Annotated in this window: 17 protein-coding genes and 1 tRNA gene; 8 read left to right on the top strand and 10 right to left on the bottom strand. The window is 57.9% G+C overall.

Going from position 1 to position 16,884, the window contains the following annotated elements:
* Positions 1-260 precede the first annotated feature (260 nt).
* Together chpT and NKH67_RS06955 are read left to right on the top strand one after the other, a co-directional pair.
* Positions 261-890 (top strand): histidine phosphotransferase ChpT, encoded by a 630-nt coding sequence (gene chpT, locus NKH67_RS06960; protein WP_352452917.1) that lies wholly within the window; start codon positions 261-263, stop codon positions 888-890.
* Between the two features lie 238 nt (positions 891-1,128).
* Positions 1,129-1,497 (top strand): response regulator, encoded by a 369-nt coding sequence (locus NKH67_RS06955; RefSeq protein WP_352452918.1) that lies wholly within the window; start codon positions 1,129-1,131, stop codon positions 1,495-1,497.
* A gap of 105 nt (positions 1,498-1,602) precedes the next feature.
* Here the strand turns inward: NKH67_RS06955 and ctrA are convergent, their stop codons facing one another.
* A complete protein-coding gene (gene ctrA / locus NKH67_RS06950) occupies positions 1,603-2,298 on the bottom strand; it encodes a response regulator transcription factor CtrA (protein WP_006203583.1) in 696 nt (231 codons plus the stop codon).
* A 450-nt stretch (positions 2,299-2,748) separates the two neighbouring features.
* Between ctrA and NKH67_RS06945 the strand changes: the two genes are divergently transcribed.
* The gene (locus NKH67_RS06945; RefSeq protein WP_352469684.1) at positions 2,749-3,126 is read left to right on the top strand and encodes a flagellar export protein FliJ; all 378 of its coding nucleotides are present in this window, start codon (positions 2,749-2,751) and stop codon (positions 3,124-3,126) included.
* 62 nt (positions 3,127-3,188) lie between these two features.
* On the opposite strand, the gene NKH67_RS06940 is transcribed toward NKH67_RS06945, so the two are convergent.
* Positions 3,189-3,584, bottom strand: coding sequence for a winged helix-turn-helix transcriptional regulator (locus NKH67_RS06940; protein WP_352469683.1), 396 nt, complete (start codon positions 3,582-3,584; stop codon positions 3,189-3,191).
* A gap of 93 nt (positions 3,585-3,677) precedes the next feature.
* Between NKH67_RS06940 and NKH67_RS06935 the strand changes: the two genes are divergently transcribed.
* On the top strand, positions 3,678-4,604 hold the full coding sequence (locus NKH67_RS06935) for an NADP-dependent oxidoreductase (RefSeq protein ID WP_352469682.1): 927 nt from the start codon (positions 3,678-3,680) through the stop codon (positions 4,602-4,604).
* A gap of 57 nt (positions 4,605-4,661) precedes the next feature.
* Here NKH67_RS06935 and sciP read toward each other — a convergent pair whose 3' ends face one another.
* Entirely contained in the window at positions 4,662-4,937 is a 276-nt protein-coding gene (gene sciP, locus NKH67_RS06930; RefSeq protein ID WP_023679563.1) for a CtrA inhibitor SciP, read from the bottom strand.
* Between the two features lie 261 nt (positions 4,938-5,198).
* Between sciP and mnmA the strand changes: the two genes are divergently transcribed.
* Positions 5,199-6,389: a tRNA 2-thiouridine(34) synthase MnmA gene (gene mnmA, locus NKH67_RS06925; RefSeq protein WP_352469681.1), complete on the top strand. Its 1,191-nt coding sequence runs from the start codon at positions 5,199-5,201 to the stop codon at positions 6,387-6,389.
* 13 nt (positions 6,390-6,402) lie between these two features.
* Here the strand turns inward: mnmA and NKH67_RS06920 are convergent, their stop codons facing one another.
* A complete protein-coding gene (locus NKH67_RS06920; protein WP_353030440.1) occupies positions 6,403-7,362 on the bottom strand; it encodes a Gfo/Idh/MocA family protein in 960 nt (319 codons plus the stop codon).
* Between the two features lie 236 nt (positions 7,363-7,598).
* Here NKH67_RS06920 and NKH67_RS06915 point away from each other — a divergent pair.
* Positions 7,599-7,675, top strand: a tRNA-Met gene (locus NKH67_RS06915).
* Here the strand turns inward: NKH67_RS06915 and NKH67_RS06910 are convergent.
* The 4 genes from NKH67_RS06910 to NKH67_RS06895 all read right to left on the bottom strand — a co-directional run bounded on the left by NKH67_RS06910 (position 7,654) and on the right by NKH67_RS06895 (position 10,911).
* Positions 7,654-9,264 (bottom strand): recombinase family protein, encoded by a 1,611-nt coding sequence (locus NKH67_RS06910; RefSeq protein WP_352503149.1) that lies wholly within the window; start codon positions 9,262-9,264, stop codon positions 7,654-7,656. The two genes, NKH67_RS06915 and NKH67_RS06910, sit on opposite strands and share 22 nt — an antisense overlap.
* 756 nt (positions 9,265-10,020) lie before the next feature.
* Complete coding sequence (locus NKH67_RS06905; protein ID WP_352503148.1) at positions 10,021-10,527, bottom strand: hypothetical protein; 507 nt, start codon at positions 10,525-10,527, stop codon at positions 10,021-10,023.
* Positions 10,520-10,738: a hypothetical protein gene (locus NKH67_RS06900; RefSeq protein ID WP_352503147.1), complete on the bottom strand. Its 219-nt coding sequence runs from the start codon at positions 10,736-10,738 to the stop codon at positions 10,520-10,522. Before NKH67_RS06900 ends, NKH67_RS06905 begins: the two co-directional genes overlap by 8 nt.
* The gene (locus tag NKH67_RS06895; RefSeq protein WP_352503146.1) at positions 10,735-10,911 is read right to left on the bottom strand and encodes a hypothetical protein; all 177 of its coding nucleotides are present in this window, start codon (positions 10,909-10,911) and stop codon (positions 10,735-10,737) included. The genes NKH67_RS06900 and NKH67_RS06895 overlap by 4 nt, the downstream gene beginning before the upstream one ends.
* A gap of 338 nt (positions 10,912-11,249) precedes the next feature.
* Between NKH67_RS06895 and NKH67_RS06890 the strand changes: the two genes are divergently transcribed.
* Entirely contained in the window at positions 11,250-11,978 is a 729-nt protein-coding gene (locus NKH67_RS06890; protein ID WP_352503145.1) for a hypothetical protein, read from the top strand.
* A gap of 416 nt (positions 11,979-12,394) precedes the next feature.
* On the opposite strand, the gene NKH67_RS06885 is transcribed toward NKH67_RS06890, so the two are convergent.
* On the bottom strand, positions 12,395-13,051 hold the full coding sequence (locus NKH67_RS06885) for a recombinase family protein (RefSeq protein WP_352503144.1): 657 nt from the start codon (positions 13,049-13,051) through the stop codon (positions 12,395-12,397).
* Positions 13,052-13,549: 498 nt separating this feature from the next.
* On the opposite strand from NKH67_RS06885, the gene NKH67_RS06880 reads away from it, so the two are divergent.
* Positions 13,550-15,856, top strand: a complete 2,307-nt coding sequence (locus tag NKH67_RS06880; RefSeq protein WP_352503143.1) for a P-loop ATPase, Sll1717 family — start codon at positions 13,550-13,552, stop codon at positions 15,854-15,856.
* A gap of 6 nt (positions 15,857-15,862) precedes the next feature.
* Here NKH67_RS06880 and NKH67_RS06875 read toward each other — a convergent pair whose 3' ends face one another.
* The gene (locus NKH67_RS06875; RefSeq protein ID WP_352503142.1) at positions 15,863-16,597 is read right to left on the bottom strand and encodes a hypothetical protein; all 735 of its coding nucleotides are present in this window, start codon (positions 16,595-16,597) and stop codon (positions 15,863-15,865) included.
* Positions 16,598-16,884: the final 287 nt, after the last annotated feature.

The raw sequence follows: 16,884 nt of genomic DNA, 5'->3' as shown, positions 1-16,884 counted from the left end.
TAGGGGCAAACTATGCCGTAATCCTTTTTCAACCATTAAACTCCCACATGAAGATGGCGGTTCGAAGGCTGTTTTCACATCGCCCGCGCAGCACCCTGCTGCGTGAACACGCCATTTTCGACAATCATGATTTCGGATTTGTTGCTGCACGCACAAGCGCTGTGTATTCAGAATGCTTGGGAGAGAGCGTGATTCGTGTGGACAGGCGTGATCATGATCGCCCGGTCATTGTGTTGTGAAATTTGCAGGGATTTTTGCCGATGGCCGAGCTTTTCACCCTTTCCGCACCCGATCTGGCAGCGCTGCTGTGCAGCCGGGTCTGCCACGACATCATTTCGCCGGTCGGTGCCATAAACAACGGGCTTGAGCTGCTCGACGAAGGCGGCGCCGACGAAGACGCCATGAAGCTGATCCGCCAAAGCGCCAAAAACGCCTCCGCCCGCTTGCAATTCGCCCGCATCGCCTTCGGTGCCGCCGGTTCCGCCGGCATGCTGATCGACACCGGGGACGCCGAGGCCGTGGCCATCGCCTTCCTGAAGAACGAGAAGCCGGAACTGATCTGGAACGGAACCCGCGCACTGTTGCCCAAGAACAAGGTCAAGCTGCTGCTCAATCTCATCCTCGTCGCTAACGCCGCCATTCCGCGCGGTGGCAGGCTGGTGGTCACGCTGGAGAACCTCGAGACCGAGCCGCGCTTTGCGCTCGCGGCGAGCGGCCCGATGCTCCGCGTGCCGCCCAAATTCCTGGAATTGCATTCCGGCCACAGGCCGGAAGAGCCGATCGACGCGCATTCGGTGCAGCCCTATTACACGCTGCTCCTGGCCCGCGAAGCCAACATGACGATTTCGATCCATGCGACCGCCGACGAGATCGTCCTTTCCGCAGCCTGAAGTTCTCCTAAAGAGCGGGGAAAGTATTTTTCTCAAGTCATATTTGCGGCGTTGTCCTAACATCTGTGGGCGGGCTTGCGGATTGATTGCGTGAAGCATTGCGAAAGAAGATTTCACTTAAAACACCTTCAGGAAAATTTTACCTAACGGCTTTTCGGCTTCTTTACCAGATCGGCCTATGTTCCCCGGCAGATGCCACGACGCTGCCGGTTCGCCGCATGGCAAAGAGGGTCCCGGAATGAAACGCTGCATGTTCGTCGACAATTCGAGCGTCATCAGGAAGGTCGCAAGGCGTATCCTGGGCGGTTCCGGCATGATGGTGATCGAAGCCGCCAGCGGCCACGAGGCGATCGAGATGTGCGCGGCCGACATGCCTGATATCATCGTCGTCGACGGCGCCTTGCCGGACATGCAGGCGCAGGACCTCATCCGCCGCCTGCGCGCCATGGAAAGCCCGGTATTGCCGCAGGTTTTGATTTCGCTGGTCGAGGTCGATGTCGGGGCGATCATGCGGGCAAAACGAGCCGGCGCCCAGGGCTACCTGCTGAAGCCGTTCAACCGGCCGCAACTGCTCGAGTGCTTCCGCGCCTTGAAGATTGCCGCCTGATCAGAGCTGTTCCATTCCGACGAAAATCGGATCGGCTCTATCTTGTTGTTTTGCCGGGTTCTTTTCCGAAAAAATCGGCGCCCACCTTGGGATCACGCCCCTAGTTCAGGCGCTGACGCGGATATCTTCGGGTTCACGCAGCACATAGCCGCGGCCCCAGACGGTCTCGATGTAATTCTGCCCGCCAGACGCGGCGTCAAGCTTCTTGCGCAGCTTGCAGATGAAGACGTCGATGATCTTCAGCTCCGGCTCATCCATGCCGCCATAGAGATGGTTGAGGAACATTTCCTTGGTCAGCGTGGTGCCCTTGCGCAGCGAGAGCAGTTCCAGCATCTGATATTCCTTGCCGGTCAGATGCACGCGCTGGCCACCGACCTCAACGGTCTTGGCATCGAGATTGACCACCAGGTCGCCGGTGGTGATGACCGACTGGGCGTGGCCCTTGGAACGCCGCACGATGGCATGGATGCGGGCGACCAGTTCGTCCTTGTGAAAGGGCTTGGTCATGTAATCGTCGGCGCCGAAGCCGAGGCCGCGCACCTTGTCCTCGATGCCGGCCATGCCGGAGAGGATGAGGATCGGCGTCTTCACCTTGGACAGGCGAAGTGTTCTCAAAACTTCATAGCCCGACATGTCGGGGAGATTGAGGTCGAGGAGAATGATGTCGTAATCGTAAAGCTTGCCTAGATCGACGCCCTCTTCGCCAAGGTCGGTCGTATAGACATTGAAACTTTCCGATTTCAGCATCAGCTCGATGCTTTGTGCGGTTGCACTGTCGTCTTCTATCAGCAGAACGCGCATTTCATTCCCCTTTTCTGCTGCCGGACCATTTCACGACCCGTCCAGGACCGGAGCAGTGATTGCCTGAGCAGAGGCTGCCATCGAATGGTTAATAAAATCTAATTCCCCGTCCATGACGGTATCAGATTTTTTAACCCCTTTCTACACCTTGTTGAATCCAATAACGAATCACAGACCCAAACCGTTAACGCAGCACATTAATAAGCCAGACTAAGTGACTCTTCGGACTCGTTGGCCGGGTTTCCCGACGAGAAGCAGAATTTTTACCCGCCCTTAAGTCCTGAGCCGTATGATTAACAATGCCCGTAAACGAATGGTTACCGCCGGCAAAAAACTTTAGGAGTTTGTTTCCCATAGTTCGGGGAAAGCCGGTGGAAACGGGTCAAGCCTGGGCCTTGCCGGGTGAATTGGACGATATGTGCAGGTGTGCGTTTCCGGGAGTACCGAATCATGAAGTCACGTGAAAACCTCGTTCGGCTGCAGCAATTTCAGGTGAGCGAGAAGCGGCGGCAGCTGCTGCAGCTCGACATGATGATCGCCGAATTCGAGCGCATGGCCGTCGAGCTGGAACTTCAGATTGCTGCCGAAGAGAAGAAGGCCGGCATCACCGACATCAATCACTTTGCTTATCCGACCTTCGCCAAGGCGGCACGTCTGCGCCGCGACAACCTTAGAAATTCGCAAAGCGACCTCGCCCAGCAGCGAAATGTCGCCGAATCATTGCTGAGCGAAGCCGAAGCGGAGCTTTCCAAGGCCGAGATGCTGGAATCGCGCGACACCAAGGCGCGCGACACAGAAGCCGGCGGCCGCAGCGCCATGATCGGGTGAAAACAAGACTTTAACGCGCGTCGCGCTTGCGCGCTATTGCTGCGCACCGAACTGTGCCCGCCTCAGGCATCCAGATCTTCTTGCTGTTCCGCCGCCCGTGCGCGCGCATTTTTGATGTCGGGCACATGCTGCTCCGACCAGGCTCTGATCTGATTGAGCAGTCCTGCCAGGTTCTGGCCAAGTTCGGTCAGCTCATATTCGACCCGCGGCGGAATGACCGGGAAAACCTCGCGCCGCACAAGCCCGTCGCGTTCCAGGATACGCAGCGTCTGCGTCAGCATTTTCGGCGTGATGCCTTCGAGCTTGCGCGCCAATTCGCCGTTGCGGAGCCGGCCCCGGCGCAGCGCACAGATCACCAGGTAGACCCATTTGCTGGCGAGTGTCTCGAGCACGGCGTGTGACGGGCACGACCGCCGAAAGGCGTCATAGCCAAAAGGGGAAACATCTTCACTATCCATGGGGTGCATATATATCAAAAAGGTACATACTAGACAAGAGAAAATAACTATCCAAATGATAGTGGCACATCAAAACCAGCAGGAGAGCCTTCCATGCGTGCCATTATCCAGAATTCCTTCGGCGGACCCGATGTCCTCGTCATTGCCGATCGCCCCGCGCCATCACCCGAAGCCGGCGAAGTGCTCGTCCGCATCGAAGCGGCCGGCATCAATCCGGTCGATGGTGCGGTGCGCGGCGGCCACTATCCGCTGCTTGGCGAGCCGCCTTTTGTCCTTGGCTGGGATGTTTCGGGGACTGTCGAGGCGCTGGGCTCCGGCGTCTCCGGCCTCAAGGTCGGCGATGCCGTGTTCGGCATGCCGCGCTTTCCCAAACAGGCGGCAGCCTACGCCGAACTCGCCGCTGTCCCGGCTGATGAGCTTGCGCCGAAACCTGAAGGCATAGATCACGCGCAAGCCGCCGCGCTGCCGCTGGCCGGCCTGACGGCCTGGCAAGGCCTTGTCCGCCATGGCCGGCTCGATTCTGGCAAGCGCGTGCTGATCCACGCCGGAGCCGGCGGCGTCGGCCACCTGGCGGTGCAGATCGCCAAGGCGCACAGCGCTTACGTCGTCGCGACCGCCAGCCCGGAAAAGCTCGATTTCGTCCGCTCGCTCGGCGCCGACGAGGTGATCGACTACACAAGGGATGATTTCACCGCGAAGGCCCGCGACATCGATCTGGTTCTGGACCCGTTCGGCGGCGTGCATGCGGAGCAATCACTGAAAGTGCTCACTGCCGGCGGCGTTCTGGTGTCGCTGCTCGATGTCAGCGATGCCACCAAGGCAAAGGCCAGGACGCGAGGCATCCACGTCGAGCGCATGTCCGTAGTGCCCGACCGTGCCGCTCTGGTGGAGCTCGGCAAATTGATCGACGCGAAAAAGCTGGCCGTCCACGTGGCAAAGGCGTTTCCCCTCGAACAGGCCGGTGCCGCCCATGCCTTTCTCGCCACCAGGCCGATCGGCAAGGTGGTGCTGACGGTCTGAAATTGCAGATCGTCGCCCCTCGCAGACGTAAGGGCGCTGATCAGCGCCCTTATCGGCCTAATGCCGGTATTGCTGGATGCGCGTGGTGCGCAGGCCGGCAAGGCCGTATTCGTCGATCGACGCTTGCCAGGACAGGAATTCCTCGGTGGTGAGCTTGTAGCGCTGGCATGCCTCTTCGAGGCTCAAAAGCCCGCCACGCACCGCCGCCACCACTTCCGCCTTGCGCCGGATAACCCAGCGACGTGTGTTCGTCGGCGGCAGATCGGCGATGGTAAGTGGGCTGCCGTCCGGCCCGATAACATATTTGACTCGCGGTCTAATTAGATCGGTCATCGTACTCTCTACAAAAAACTCAAAGACCCAATCCCCACCACATTACCGCCACAGCTTTAAAATTTGCCTAAGCAGACCCTAATGGTTAGGTAAGGATCATGAACGCGGCGTTAGCCTTTTCATCGGCATTTGAAACATCTGCCGGCAAGCGCATTGAACCCGGCAGGAAAAATGAGCCGGCCCGGCAAAGCTGGCGCAGCCGAGACGCTTGACCTATATTCCGGCCATTGGCATTGAAGCGCCGCGCAGAACGAAAGAACCATGAACAGCCTCGATCTTCCCGGACGCCCCAAAAACACCCGCGTCGTCGTCGCCATGTCGGGCGGTGTCGATTCGTCGGTCGTTGCCGGCCTCCTGAAGCGCGAGGGCTACGACGTCGTCGGTGTCACGCTGCAGCTTTATGACCACGGCGCGGCAACGCACCGGGCCGGCTCATGCTGCGCCGGCCAGGACATCGACGATGCCCGCCGCGTCTCCGAGACGCTCGCCATCCCGCATTACGTCCTCGATTACGAGGAGCGCTTCCGCAAGGCGGTGATCGACCCGTTCGCCGAGAGCTATGTCGCCGGCGAAACCCCGATCCCTTGCGTTTCCTGCAATCAGACGGTGAAATTCGCCGACCTTCTTGCGACCGCCAAGGAACTCGGCGCCGACGCGCTGGCGACCGGCCACTACATCCGTTCCGGCGCCAATGGCGCCCACCGCGCGCTTTACCGGCCGGTCGACGCCGACCGCGACCAGAGCTACTTCCTGTTCGCCACCACCCAGGCGCAGATCGACTATCTGCGTTTTCCGCTCGGCGGCCTGTCGAAGCCTGAGGTTCGCGCCATCGCCGAGGAGATGGGACTGACGGTCGCGGCCAAGCAGGACAGCCAGGACATCTGCTTCGTGCCGCAGGGCAAGTATTCCGACATCATCGCCAAGCTGAAGCCGGCTGCCGCCAATCCGGGCGACATCGTCCATATAGACGGGCGCGTGCTTGGCCGCCACGAGGGCATTTTGCGCTACACCGTCGGTCAGCGCCGCGGCATCGGCATCGCCTCGGGCGAGCCGCTCTACGTCGTTCATCTCGACGCCGACCGGGCCCGCGTCGTCGTCGGCCCGCGCGAGGCGCTGGAGACCCACAAGATCTTCTTGCGCAACATGAACTGGCTGGGCGATGGCCCGCTGACCGCTATCCCGGCGGCCGGGCTTGAGCTTTTCGCCAAGGTGCGCTCGACGCGGCCGCCGCGCCCGGCCGTGCTGCATCACCGCGCCGGTGTCACTTCGGTGGAACTGGTCGACGGCGAATCCGGCATCGCGCCCGGTCAGGCTTGCGTGCTCTATTCCGACGATGGCAACGAGGCGCGCGTGTTCGGCGGCGGCTTCATCGAGCGCTCCGAGCGCGGCGCGGAGGCCGAGGCGATGCTGACGCGGCTTGCCGTCCAGCCGGCGCGGGTACCCGCCGAATAGACGGCGTTTTCTCTTAGGGCCTTGTATGGGCGACGGTGCCGGCGGTCAGGATGCGCAGCACGCGGATGGCCTCCTCGCCGCTGGTGCGCGGTTCGGCCCGCGTCTCGATGCAGTGGATGAAATGCTCCAGCTCGCGCGTCAGCGGCATGCCCTCACCGACCGCGACATAGGACGGCTCGTTGGCGGTGAACGCCCATTGGCCGCTGTCCTGCCACACCGCGTGGCGATAGACGGCAAGCTTGCGCTCCCACGGCTCGACATCGTCGAACACCGCCATCGCCTTGGTGCCGACAACGGTCAGCCGCCGTTCGCGGTAAGGATTGAGCCGCGAGGCGAACAGATGGCCGCGCAGGCCGTTGGGAAAGCGCATGTGCAGATGCGCAAAGTCGCTGAGATTGTCGAGAAGAGCGGCGCCTTCGCCGCGCACTTCGACCGGTTCGGTGCCGGTGATGGCCAGGATCATCGACAGATCGTGCGGCGCCAGATCCCATAGCGCGTCGTTTTCGGTGTGGAACTTGCCGAGGCCGAGCCGATGCGAATGGATGTAGCGGACTTCGCCGAGTTCGCCATTGTCGATCAGCGCCTTCAGCGTCTCGAAGGCGGGATGAAAGCGCAGCACGTGGCCGACCATGAAGACACGGCCATTATCGGCGGCCGCCTGCACCGAGCGTTCGGCATCGGCCACCGTCAGCGCGATCGGCTTCTCCACCAGCACGTCCTTGCCGCCGAGCACGGCGCGCACCGCCATGTCGGCATGGAACTGCGGCGGCAGCGCCATGACGATGGCGTCGACATCGTCGCGGGCAAACAGCGCCTCCGGCTCTATCGCCAGGCAATCCTGCTCGCTGGCAAAACCCTCCGCGCGCGCGGGTTTGACGTCCGAAACCGCATGCAGCGCGCCGAGCGCCTTTAGGGTGCGGATGTGGTTGCTGCCCCAGTATCCGCAACCGAGGACTGCAATGCGCGGTTTCATCAATTCATGACCATGACTTTCGTGGCCGAGACATAGCGACGTGCCTCGCTGAACTCAACCCCGGCCTGTGCGCCCAAATGTCTGCCCGGCAAAGCTTTCGGCGCAAGCAATATGCCGGCGCGGCAGCCACTTCGATGCTTGACAGGCTTGGCCTCGCAACCTTATATCCGCGCGACCTTGGCGAACGCGCCGATATGCCTGCCGATTTAAGCTGGATTTCGGGCCTTCGCCGCCCTGGCGGGGTAGCTCAGTTGGTTAGAGCACGGGAATCATAATCCTGGGGTCGGGGGTTCAAGTCCCTCTCCCGCTACCATCGATCCCACTGACGAATCTATTCCTACGTTCGTCGGCGGGCCGCGTGGTAAGTAGGCCATTCAGATGGCCTTTGACTTCCACTTCGACGCCCGTTCCGTCTCCTTTGCGGAACAGCGTCGCGGTCGAAATAATCTCGCGGATGAAGCTCGCGCTCTGAGCGATTCCAGCGACTCCTCCAGTCCTGAATGCTTCGTGCAAATCGCGCATGGCACGCTCAAACCGCTGTTGCGCCGCCGGCAGAAACGACACGGTTTTCTCCGGCTCCGGCTGGACCGCCAGTTCGACCTCAATAGCCTTCCGGCGCTCTCGTAGCGGACGTATTTCCTTGTCGGCTTCCTCGCCCTCCAGAACGCCTTCGGCGATATGCCTGACCACACGCGAAACCTCGCGCTGGACAACCTCTAGGTCGCGCTCCAGCTTGATTCTGTTGGCGACCCTGCCACCAATCAGACGTTGCCGTTCTTCCTGATACGCGGCGATATAGGTGGACAGGTTCTCCGGCGACCGGAGCTTTGCTACGAGGCTCCCGACGACAAGTTGCTCAACCGTATCGAGATAGAAGGTCTTGGGGGCAGGACAGGTCCCACTTTCATGCGCAGTAGTACAGCGGAGCCGCGTCCTCCCGCTCTTGTCCTTCCCGGCCGCAGACATCCCAGCACCACACGCGCCGCACTTTAGGAGACCTGTTAGCAAGTGCTTCGCCTTGCGCATTTTCGATGCGACTGCTGGCGTCACACGCTCACGGCGCGCGCCTTGGGCGATCCCCCAAAGCTCATCCGACACAATACGCAATTCGGGCACTTTCGCGCGCTTCCATTCGCTTTCCGGATTCGGCCGACTGACACGCTTTCCCGTGTCGGGGTCTTTGATCATCGTCGTCCGGTTCCAGATAAGCTCTCCGACATAGAGGCTGTTGTGCAGGATGCCGTTGCCGCGCTGCGCTGATCCAACAATGGTCGAAGCATTCCAGCGCTGACCCCGTGGCGGCGCAATGTGATCCTTGTTCAGACCATGTGCGATATGCCGAGTTGATGTGTCATCAGCGAACTCACGGAAGACACGTCGGATGACCTCCGCCTCCTCCTCCACGATCAGCATCTTTCCCTTATTCAAACGGTCAGGCCGATAGCCGTAGGCTTGTCCACCTCCAGAAAATCCCTGTTCTACACGACCGGCGAGGCCGCGCCGAACCTTGCGTGCGGTGTCCTCACGAAACAATTGCCCGGTGAGCCCGCGAAGGCCGATCGCAATGGTGTCCGCCTTGCCGCCATGAACACCCACTAGGGCGATGCCAAGAAATGAAAGGCGTTTGAACGTTCCGGCGAGGTCCTCCATATCACGCGACAGGCGGTCGAGCTCTTCCACAATCACCGTGTCGAACTCGCCCATTAGCGCGTCAGCCATCAAGTCGCGTACGCCCTCGCGATTGTGCATCGACGCGCCGGACTTGGCGGCGTCAGAATACTCCTTCACAACATCGTAGCCTTCGCGAACCGCGTAGGCGCGACAGAGCGTCACCTGATCGGCAATGGAGCGTTCAGATTGGAGGTCAGTGGAATAGCGGGCATAGATCGCGGCGCGTGCCATAGTCACCCCTCGCGCAAAGACCGTTCATAGTCCTCACGCGCGGCACGCTTGGCAAGGGAAACCATCAGATTCCTTTCGAAGCCCTCTGGAAAATTGATCGTGTGCTTAACGACCTTATCCAAGGACTTATGCGCAACAGGCAGTTTCACCACTCGCGGTGGGCGGACCAATTCTTGGTCGGCTTTGGTCTTCGCGCGCAACTGCCTCGCTGGCAGGAATGCCAGCGGGAGACGGTAAGACGTGGAAACATGAATACCCATTGCAACGGATGCGCTTAGCGAAGTGCGCAGCATGCGTCAAACAGAAAAATGCTTTTAAAACAGTCGCTTAGTGGCACAAAAGCGGAAACGGTCAAAAACAGCAAACGCAATCAACGCGTTGCTGCACGTTTCCGCTTTTGCATTTTTTCTGTGGCGGATGCCGAGAAAGAAAAAGGCCGACTTCGCGATGGGACACGAGAAGCCGGCCAAGTGCGAGACCGCCTGATATGAAGTCTCGATCAGTGCGCCGACGCCATGCCCGTGGGACCAACATGGCGGCGGCTACCCTCCCCGCGAACGGTTTGGGGTTCGATAGGTCGGCAGCCCGTCAGAAGGGGTGACCGGGCCGCCTGTTCACCCCGACTGGACCCTTGTTTCACAGTCCGGGCAAATCTGATTACCCCTTGGCGCGATCGCCGGTCGGGTGCTTGGGAGCGGTCGAGATCGTGGCGGCTTCGGCTTCGGAGACGGCCTCAAAGGCCAATCATGATGCGCCTCAATCGACATATGACTTAGTCAAAAGGCGCGCATAATCGATGTCCTTCTGGCTGAAGCCACAGCCGGGATTGACTACCGGACTGGTGGCCAGGAATTCGGCGGCGCGCGCTACGTCGAGCCGGTGCTCCGGCGAGATATTCGCCGCGTATAGCTTTGAAGTATTCAGCGTGCCCGGCTTGCTCGGCAGCAGTGCGGCGACAGTTGCCGGTGGTCGCGATGCTGGAGATGGCTTCGACCCCGAATCAACCGGGTTTTTATCGAAGCGCTTCATGAACTCATACATGTCGAATTCAGCTTCGTTGAGGGCATCCAGCGAAGCCTTGCCGATGTTTTTCAGATACTCGGCTTGGACGCGGTTATGCTCTTCAACGGGGACTGACTCTGCCTCGGATTCTTCAAGGTCGGCCGCGTCAGCCCAAGCCATGCGTGTTTGCGGGTCCAATGTGTTGATGTCGCGGCCAAGGCTGATGCGAGCCTGCGCGGCGTTCTCGTTCTCATTAATCACGACTTTGAATCTCCAGTTCGATTGCAGCCGCGCGAGCCTTGGCTGCGAAGGCGAAATCCAGATGCTCGCGGATAATCGCGGCTTCGCTGGTGGCACGGCGCTTGGCTTCGTCGCGGATCAAGTTCCGGAGCCGGTTCGGTAGCGACACAGCCAAGCGGCTTTCGTCTGCCCGTTCACCGGGCCGGCAACCATTGTCGAGATAATTGTTCACTGTGCAGCCCCTTGCGTTTGCGCGCGATCACGCGCCGCGAAGTCGACTTCCATATCGCGCTGGACCAGTTCTCGGAGGTAGGAACTGACAGAACGGCAACCGGTTGTCGCCTTTGCGTTGAGGTAGGCGAGTTGAATCGGCTCGAAACTGGCGTTCACGCCCATCTTTGCCATGGGTTTAACTTTCTAAATTGTGGGGAAAGGAATATAGCGCCCCGCGCAACTTCCTAGGTGACTCGAATACTAGCATGATATGGCCAGAAGTCAAGGAAATCCTGCAGCGTCTCACTTTTGAGCTGAATCATCTACTGACTCATATTTATTCTCTGCACTCAACCATATAAGCTGCTCAATTCGTTGCACCGCATGGGCTTGGGTCCCCGGGAGCGGCGTGAGTCCCTGCCTGCTTGTGTGCGATCTCTTGCCCTTGCACCAGACTATCGCTCGTGTCCCACATCCGGCAAACTTCGCAGCGTGGGTCGATACGCTCAACGGGGGAGGTATTTGCACGAATGTCCAGAGCAACAGTAAAGGTGCCGAGTGGCTGGGGCGACGACGCCCTTACCGAATACCTTGATGAATATCGTGGCAACCAGTACGCCACGTTCGACAACAAGCGCCCTGCCGTGGCGGACCTGATCAAGATCGATGCCCTCTTCAAGAAATTCCTGGAGGGAGCCATTAACCCTCGCCCGCCTGCACCAATGGGGTTCTTTCTCCGGGCGCATTCCGCATACCGCGCGGCGACTGGAGCGGCGATGGCCTGCCAACTGTACGAGACACAGGGGCTGCTACGGCTCTGCCTGGAACATGGCTCGTATGGCTTCTACATCGGCGACGATAACGCCCGTTGGAAAAGGTGGTTAGATCGAGGAGACAGCGAAGCCGCGAAAAAGGTGGTCCGCAATGAGTTCACCGAAAGCAAGATCAGGAAGCATATCGCAGCAACATCGACCAAGCTGGCGCAGCATTTTGGCATGCTTTACGAAAGGCTGATCGACTTTGGCGCGCATCCGAATGAGCAGGGTTTCTCAATGAGCACCCATATCAGGAAGGAAGGCGAAAACGTCCATTTCGATACGATTTATCTACACGGCGACGGGCTTCCACTGGACCTTGGGTTGAAGACCACGGCGCAAGTCGGCATTTGGGTGCTGCATATCGCCCAGCTTGTTTATCCTGCAAAGTTCGAATTGCTCAGGATCAAAGATGATTTGGCCGAGTTACGGAAACGATTCTGACGCTGCGGTTGAGTGCAGACTGGCAATTACCGGAGTGACTCAGTTCCCATCAAATCCCCTAGCCAAAATGTAGGAGCCGTAGCTCCGCGCTGTAGGCGGCCCTTCGCCACCCTGAGGGTAACGTATGGGTTGGTTCCATAGAGGTCATTTCTAGAAGGGCGCGGGAATATTTTGACCCGCGTCGGCAGGCTGCCATCGCCGTTCGCGTCGCAAGGGATAGCAGCGTGTGTGGTCGGCGCTGGCGCAGTGCTTGGGCGATAGCAGGCCCAATGGAAAAGGGGCCGAAGACGATCCCCCGGCCCTTGGCAACGATAGTCGAGTGGTGATGCGCTATCCGATCTGCCCCAGCAACCAGAGCACCCCAAGCCAGAAGGCTAGTGCGAGAATTTCTGTGACCAGGCGTATCACGTCGTCACCTATGCCGCGCGCCGCATGATTCGCGACACGGTGACATCATTCCAGCGACCGCCGCGCGCCGTGGGGACGTTCATCGTCTGCAATGCCTGTGCGATCTCGGCAAAGGTCTTGCCTGCCTCGCGCATGGGCAGGACGACGCCGATCAGCTTGGCTGCGTGCGCGTCGGCAGAGGCCTTCACCGCATCATTGCGCGCGACCGTCTGCGGCCGGACGCCACCAAGCTTCACGCCTCGCGCCTTGGCGGCAGAGAGTGCTGCAATCGTGCGATGCGAGGTAAAGATTCTCTCCTGCTCGGCCAACGCGGAGTAGATGTGCAGCTGAAAGTTGTCGGCGTGCGGCATCGACGCGACCCGGACCCGAGCGCGCTTGTCCTCCAAAAGCTTGGCAATGAAGCTCACGCGTCTCGATAGACGATCCAATTTTGCAACCAAAAGCTCACAATCCGGGGTGCTGCGGACCAGCGCCAGCGCTTTGGCAAGCTCCGGCCGATCATCGTCAGCGCCGCTCTGAATCTCGCGGAACTCAGCAATAACTTCGGGGTCTTGAGCGTATGTCGAAAGAAATAATTCGATGTCACGCTCCTGCGCTTCAAGACCAAGGCCAGAGTCTCCCTGACTTTTCCGGCTGACGCGACAATACAAAACATACTTAGTCATTGACCGTTACTCCTTCCTTCGATGAATAGAATACCATCGAATCTGCAAAGTGCAACGCTCGTTGTGATTGTAGATTATTGAATAGGCTAGATGTTTCTGGTTTGGTTAATATATTTTCAGGCAGCCGAGGCCAAGGGACATAAGCTTGAGAAGCAAGGTAAAGGCACTGGCGCTGGCCTGACCGAGACGGCGCACCAAAATGGCCGATAGTAAGAAATGGCCACGCGTAAGAACGGCCAGTCTAGGCGCGACGGGTGTATCTAAACGGCCACTTTGAATTGCCCGTATACATAAACGTTCACCTATACAACCGCAGTGCATTTCGACGAATGGCTTATGAGCGGGCGTCAAGATCGTTGGCAGGAAAACGTGCGCCAAAAGCCGTGCTCTATTTTGGGACCGAGGCTGCCGCTCGGGGATGAGGTAGAACGCATTTACGGTCGCTGCTTGCGGAAGAGCCGAAACTAGGAAATTCTGTCGTAAAGGTAGGGGCACATTTTGGTTCGCGCTTTCTTTGCATATCCATGGAGCGAGCCCGACGCTGTACGCGCGGTTCATGACGCTAAGACCTTTTTAGCCGGCTCTCGTAGAGAACTAGAGCTTACCCTCTGGGAAGAAAACGACATCTCGGGTCGACCACTGACCGATCCTATCTTTGAGAGTATCGCGGCGGCCGACATGTTGATCGCGGACATCACCGTGATGAACTTCAACGTGACCTTCGAGATTGGATACGCGGTCGGGCTGGGGAAGCGTGTTCACCTTGTTCGCGATCGCAATATTCAGAGGCAGTCGTCGCTTATCACACGCATAGGTATTTTTGATACGCTTGGCTTTGAAACGTACACGGAAGGTCAAAGCTTAGCCGTCTTGCTCCGCACTGCGAATGCCGACCGGCCACTACCTATCAAGCAAGCGATCAACACCAAGGCACCAGTGTACGTCTTAAACACACCCGAATCTAACGCCGCGATGTTGGCAATCGTGGGTCGGGTGAAAAGGGCTCGCCTCGGGTTCAAAAGCTTCATCCCACAAGAAGAATCCCGGCTCTCGGCTATCAAGGCTGTTGACGACGTGTCTGCAAGTCTTGGTGTCATTGTACCGCTGTTGCCAGCGCACTTCGTCGACGCTGACGTTCACAATATCCGCGCCGCGTTCGTCGCAGGCATGGCGTTCGCCCTGGGAAAGATCACCCTGATCCTGCAACCGCCTGACGGGCCAGCACCACTCGACGTGCGGGACATGGTCAAGACTTATTCCCAGCCAAATGACATTACCGGGCATATCGCGGAATTTGCACTCGACGTGACGGAGCGCCTTCAAGCCGACGATCCGTTGCCGCTTCCGAAAGGAAATTTCCTCTCAGAACTTTCAATCGGGGACGCCGTGGCCGAAAATGAATTTCAAACTCTCGGCCAATATTATTTGAGGACTGATCAATATGGCCGCGCATCGCGGGGCGAAATAAACTTGGTTGTGGGAAGGAAAGGTGCCGGCAAGACGGCGCTTTTCTCACAGTTAAGGAACGAGAAACGGGCGAACGTTCGAAATATCGTTGTCGATCTAAAACCAGAGGGCTACCAGCTCATTCGGCTGAAGGAAGACGTACTTGACTACCTTGCAGAAGGCGCACGTACACACTTAATAACGGCCCTCTTCGAGTACGTCTTGTACTTGGAAATATGTTATAAGTTACTCGAAAAGGATAAGACCAAGTATCTTCGCGACGCGCGGCTCTACGAGCCTTATCGGAAGCTCCAAGAGGTGTACGAATCCGGTGAAGCTGGAGAGGGCGATTTTTCAGAGCGACTCCTTAGTCTTTCTCGTTCACTTGTCGACTCCTTCAAACAGCGTTTTGGAAACGAGCGTGAGCAAAGACTCACATCTGCGCAGGTCACCGAGTTGGTGCACAAGCATAATATCCGCGACGTACGCGAGGCGCTCTCACGATACCTGGAGTTTAAGGAAGCGATTTGGGTCCTCTTCGACAATCTTGACAAGGGCTGGTCAGCACACGGGCTTACCGACGAGGACGTGACCATCCTTAGATGTCTGATTGATGCTGCTCGCAAAGTTCAACATCAGATGCAAGCAGATGACCACGACTTTCACTGCGTGGTGTTCGTGCGGAACGATGTCTATCAACTCCTTGTAGAAGCGTCGGCTGACTATGGGAAGGAAACCCGAGCCGTCCTTGATTGGCACGATCCTGATCTCCTCAGGGAAATGTTGCGCAAGCGGCTCGTGCACGGGGTCCTTCCACCAAACACTCCCTTCGAAAAGGTCTGGGCCAGCGTTTGCGTCACACACTATCTGGGTGAAGAAACGTCGAACTATTTGATTGAACGCTCATTAATGCGGCCACGTAACCTCATCAAACTTGTAACGCATTGTCGCGGCTTCGCCGTCGGCCTGGAGCACGACAAAATAGAAGAGCACGACATACGAAAGGGCATGCGTAGCTATTCACTCGACCTCATTACGGAAGCCGATCAAGAACTTACCGATATTTTAGGAGAAGATGCCAATCTCCTCTACCATTTTATCGGTGAAGGTAATATTTTTACTCACGAGAAGCTTCAAGAAATTTGCACTGCCGCAGGCATTAGAGAAGACAGAGCAGAAGACGCCATCGAGTTTCTGCTTTATTATGGATTCATTGGCGTAAAATCTGATGGCGAATCTGCAAATTTCATTTTCGACGTAAATTATGAGATGAAGTTGCTCAAAGTGCTTATAGTGAAGGCCAAAGGTAATCTCAGCTACGTACTTAGTCCCGCTTTCCATGCGGGCCTAAATCTCTAGCTGAGACTATCGCGGCTCACGCAAGATGAGCGACGATTTGCATGGTACGCCAATGGATTTGAATTCGTCCTCGATCATTTGACGCTCCGCATCAGTCGCGTGCGGAGTGATCATAACTTGATCGATAAGTGTATTCGGATCGACCTTAATGAACACCCATTCGCCCGGGGGTTGCTTGTCCAACCACAGAAGGCGAACCTCGTCCTCGAACTTGAACTGATACCGTTTGTGAAGCAGCATGGTTGCGGCCACCCGGGTCACTTGCTTCTGTGAACCCACGGATTGAGCCAACTTACGGAGATAGTCTTCTCCCCGATACAGCACCAAACCAAGAAACAAAGAACCAGCATTGTTATCTATCAAATGCCCGGCGGCATTCAACATCACGCTCATTCGAGTTCGAATTCTAACGATCGGGGTGTTGTTACCAAATCCGGCCATCCGCCAACGTGGTTCGTCATACGCGCCAGTTGTCCAGCAAGAGCCGTAAGCTTGAATTCCAGCCAAGGGGCCGGGACCGTTGAACAACTTATCACACCACCATTTTTCAAAAGGGTCTTGCCAAGCCCGAACGGGCCTAAGCCGCAGAATCCCAGTTTCGAAAATCTGCTTCGCGTATTGCCAACGGAGCATTTGATAGACGTATCTGGGTTCGTCCCGCGACACATCCGACATCACCTTGCGGCCGTCATCGCCTCGGGCGATCAATTTCCAAATAGGCATTGCCCGTGATGCGTCCATCTTTGGAATTTCCTTTTGGACGTTTCCTTTTCGCCTCACAGTATCACTCTGTACTCGACCCGAAGCACCTTCTCAAATGCTGGGTCGGCCCCGCGATCTGCTCGTATGGCAGACGGTTTGAGAGGGTTGAGTGCAGTCTGGACTCAACCCTCAGAGCGAACCTGTGTCGCCGTGGTGCTTGCGTGCGGCCGGCAGCACGTCTGTTGGTGTTCTGGATTTTAAGGATGAGTGCAGACGGCGTCATGTGCTCGCGCACCGAGGCCGCATGCCTTTGTGGTTTTAAGGTC

This window comes from Mesorhizobium sp. M0968, assembly GCF_040319065.1.
Classification (GTDB): domain Bacteria; phylum Pseudomonadota; class Alphaproteobacteria; order Rhizobiales; family Rhizobiaceae; genus Mesorhizobium.
The sequence above is the reverse complement of the archived record's forward strand: the minus strand, read 5'-3'. Positions and strand labels throughout refer to the sequence as shown.

Coding starts and splice junctions, on each gene's coding strand:
- chpT (WP_352452917.1), top strand. CDS start 261: ATGGCCGAGCTTTTCACCCTTTCCGCACCCGATCTGGCAGCGCTGCTG.
- NKH67_RS06955 (WP_352452918.1), top strand. CDS start 1,129: ATGAAACGCTGCATGTTCGTCGACAATTCGAGCGTCATCAGGAAGGTC.
- ctrA (WP_006203583.1), bottom strand. CDS start 2,298: ATGCGCGTTCTGCTGATAGAAGACGACAGTGCAACCGCACAAAGCATC.
- NKH67_RS06945 (WP_352469684.1), top strand. CDS start 2,749: ATGAAGTCACGTGAAAACCTCGTTCGGCTGCAGCAATTTCAGGTGAGC.
- NKH67_RS06940 (WP_352469683.1), bottom strand. CDS start 3,584: ATGGATAGTGAAGATGTTTCCCCTTTTGGCTATGACGCCTTTCGGCGG.
- NKH67_RS06935 (WP_352469682.1), top strand. CDS start 3,678: ATGCGTGCCATTATCCAGAATTCCTTCGGCGGACCCGATGTCCTCGTC.
- sciP (WP_023679563.1), bottom strand. CDS start 4,937: ATGACCGATCTAATTAGACCGCGAGTCAAATATGTTATCGGGCCGGAC.
- mnmA (WP_352469681.1), top strand. CDS start 5,199: ATGAACAGCCTCGATCTTCCCGGACGCCCCAAAAACACCCGCGTCGTC.
- NKH67_RS06920 (WP_353030440.1), bottom strand. CDS start 7,362: ATGAAACCGCGCATTGCAGTCCTCGGTTGCGGATACTGGGGCAGCAAC.
- NKH67_RS06910 (WP_352503149.1), bottom strand. CDS start 9,264: ATGGCACGCGCCGCGATCTATGCCCGCTATTCCACTGACCTCCAATCT.
- NKH67_RS06895 (WP_352503146.1), bottom strand. CDS start 10,911: ATGGCAAAGATGGGCGTGAACGCCAGTTTCGAGCCGATTCAACTCGCC.
- NKH67_RS06890 (WP_352503145.1), top strand. CDS start 11,250: ATGTCCAGAGCAACAGTAAAGGTGCCGAGTGGCTGGGGCGACGACGCC.
- NKH67_RS06885 (WP_352503144.1), bottom strand. CDS start 13,051: ATGACTAAGTATGTTTTGTATTGTCGCGTCAGCCGGAAAAGTCAGGGA.
- NKH67_RS06875 (WP_352503142.1), bottom strand. CDS start 16,597: ATGGACGCATCACGGGCAATGCCTATTTGGAAATTGATCGCCCGAGGC.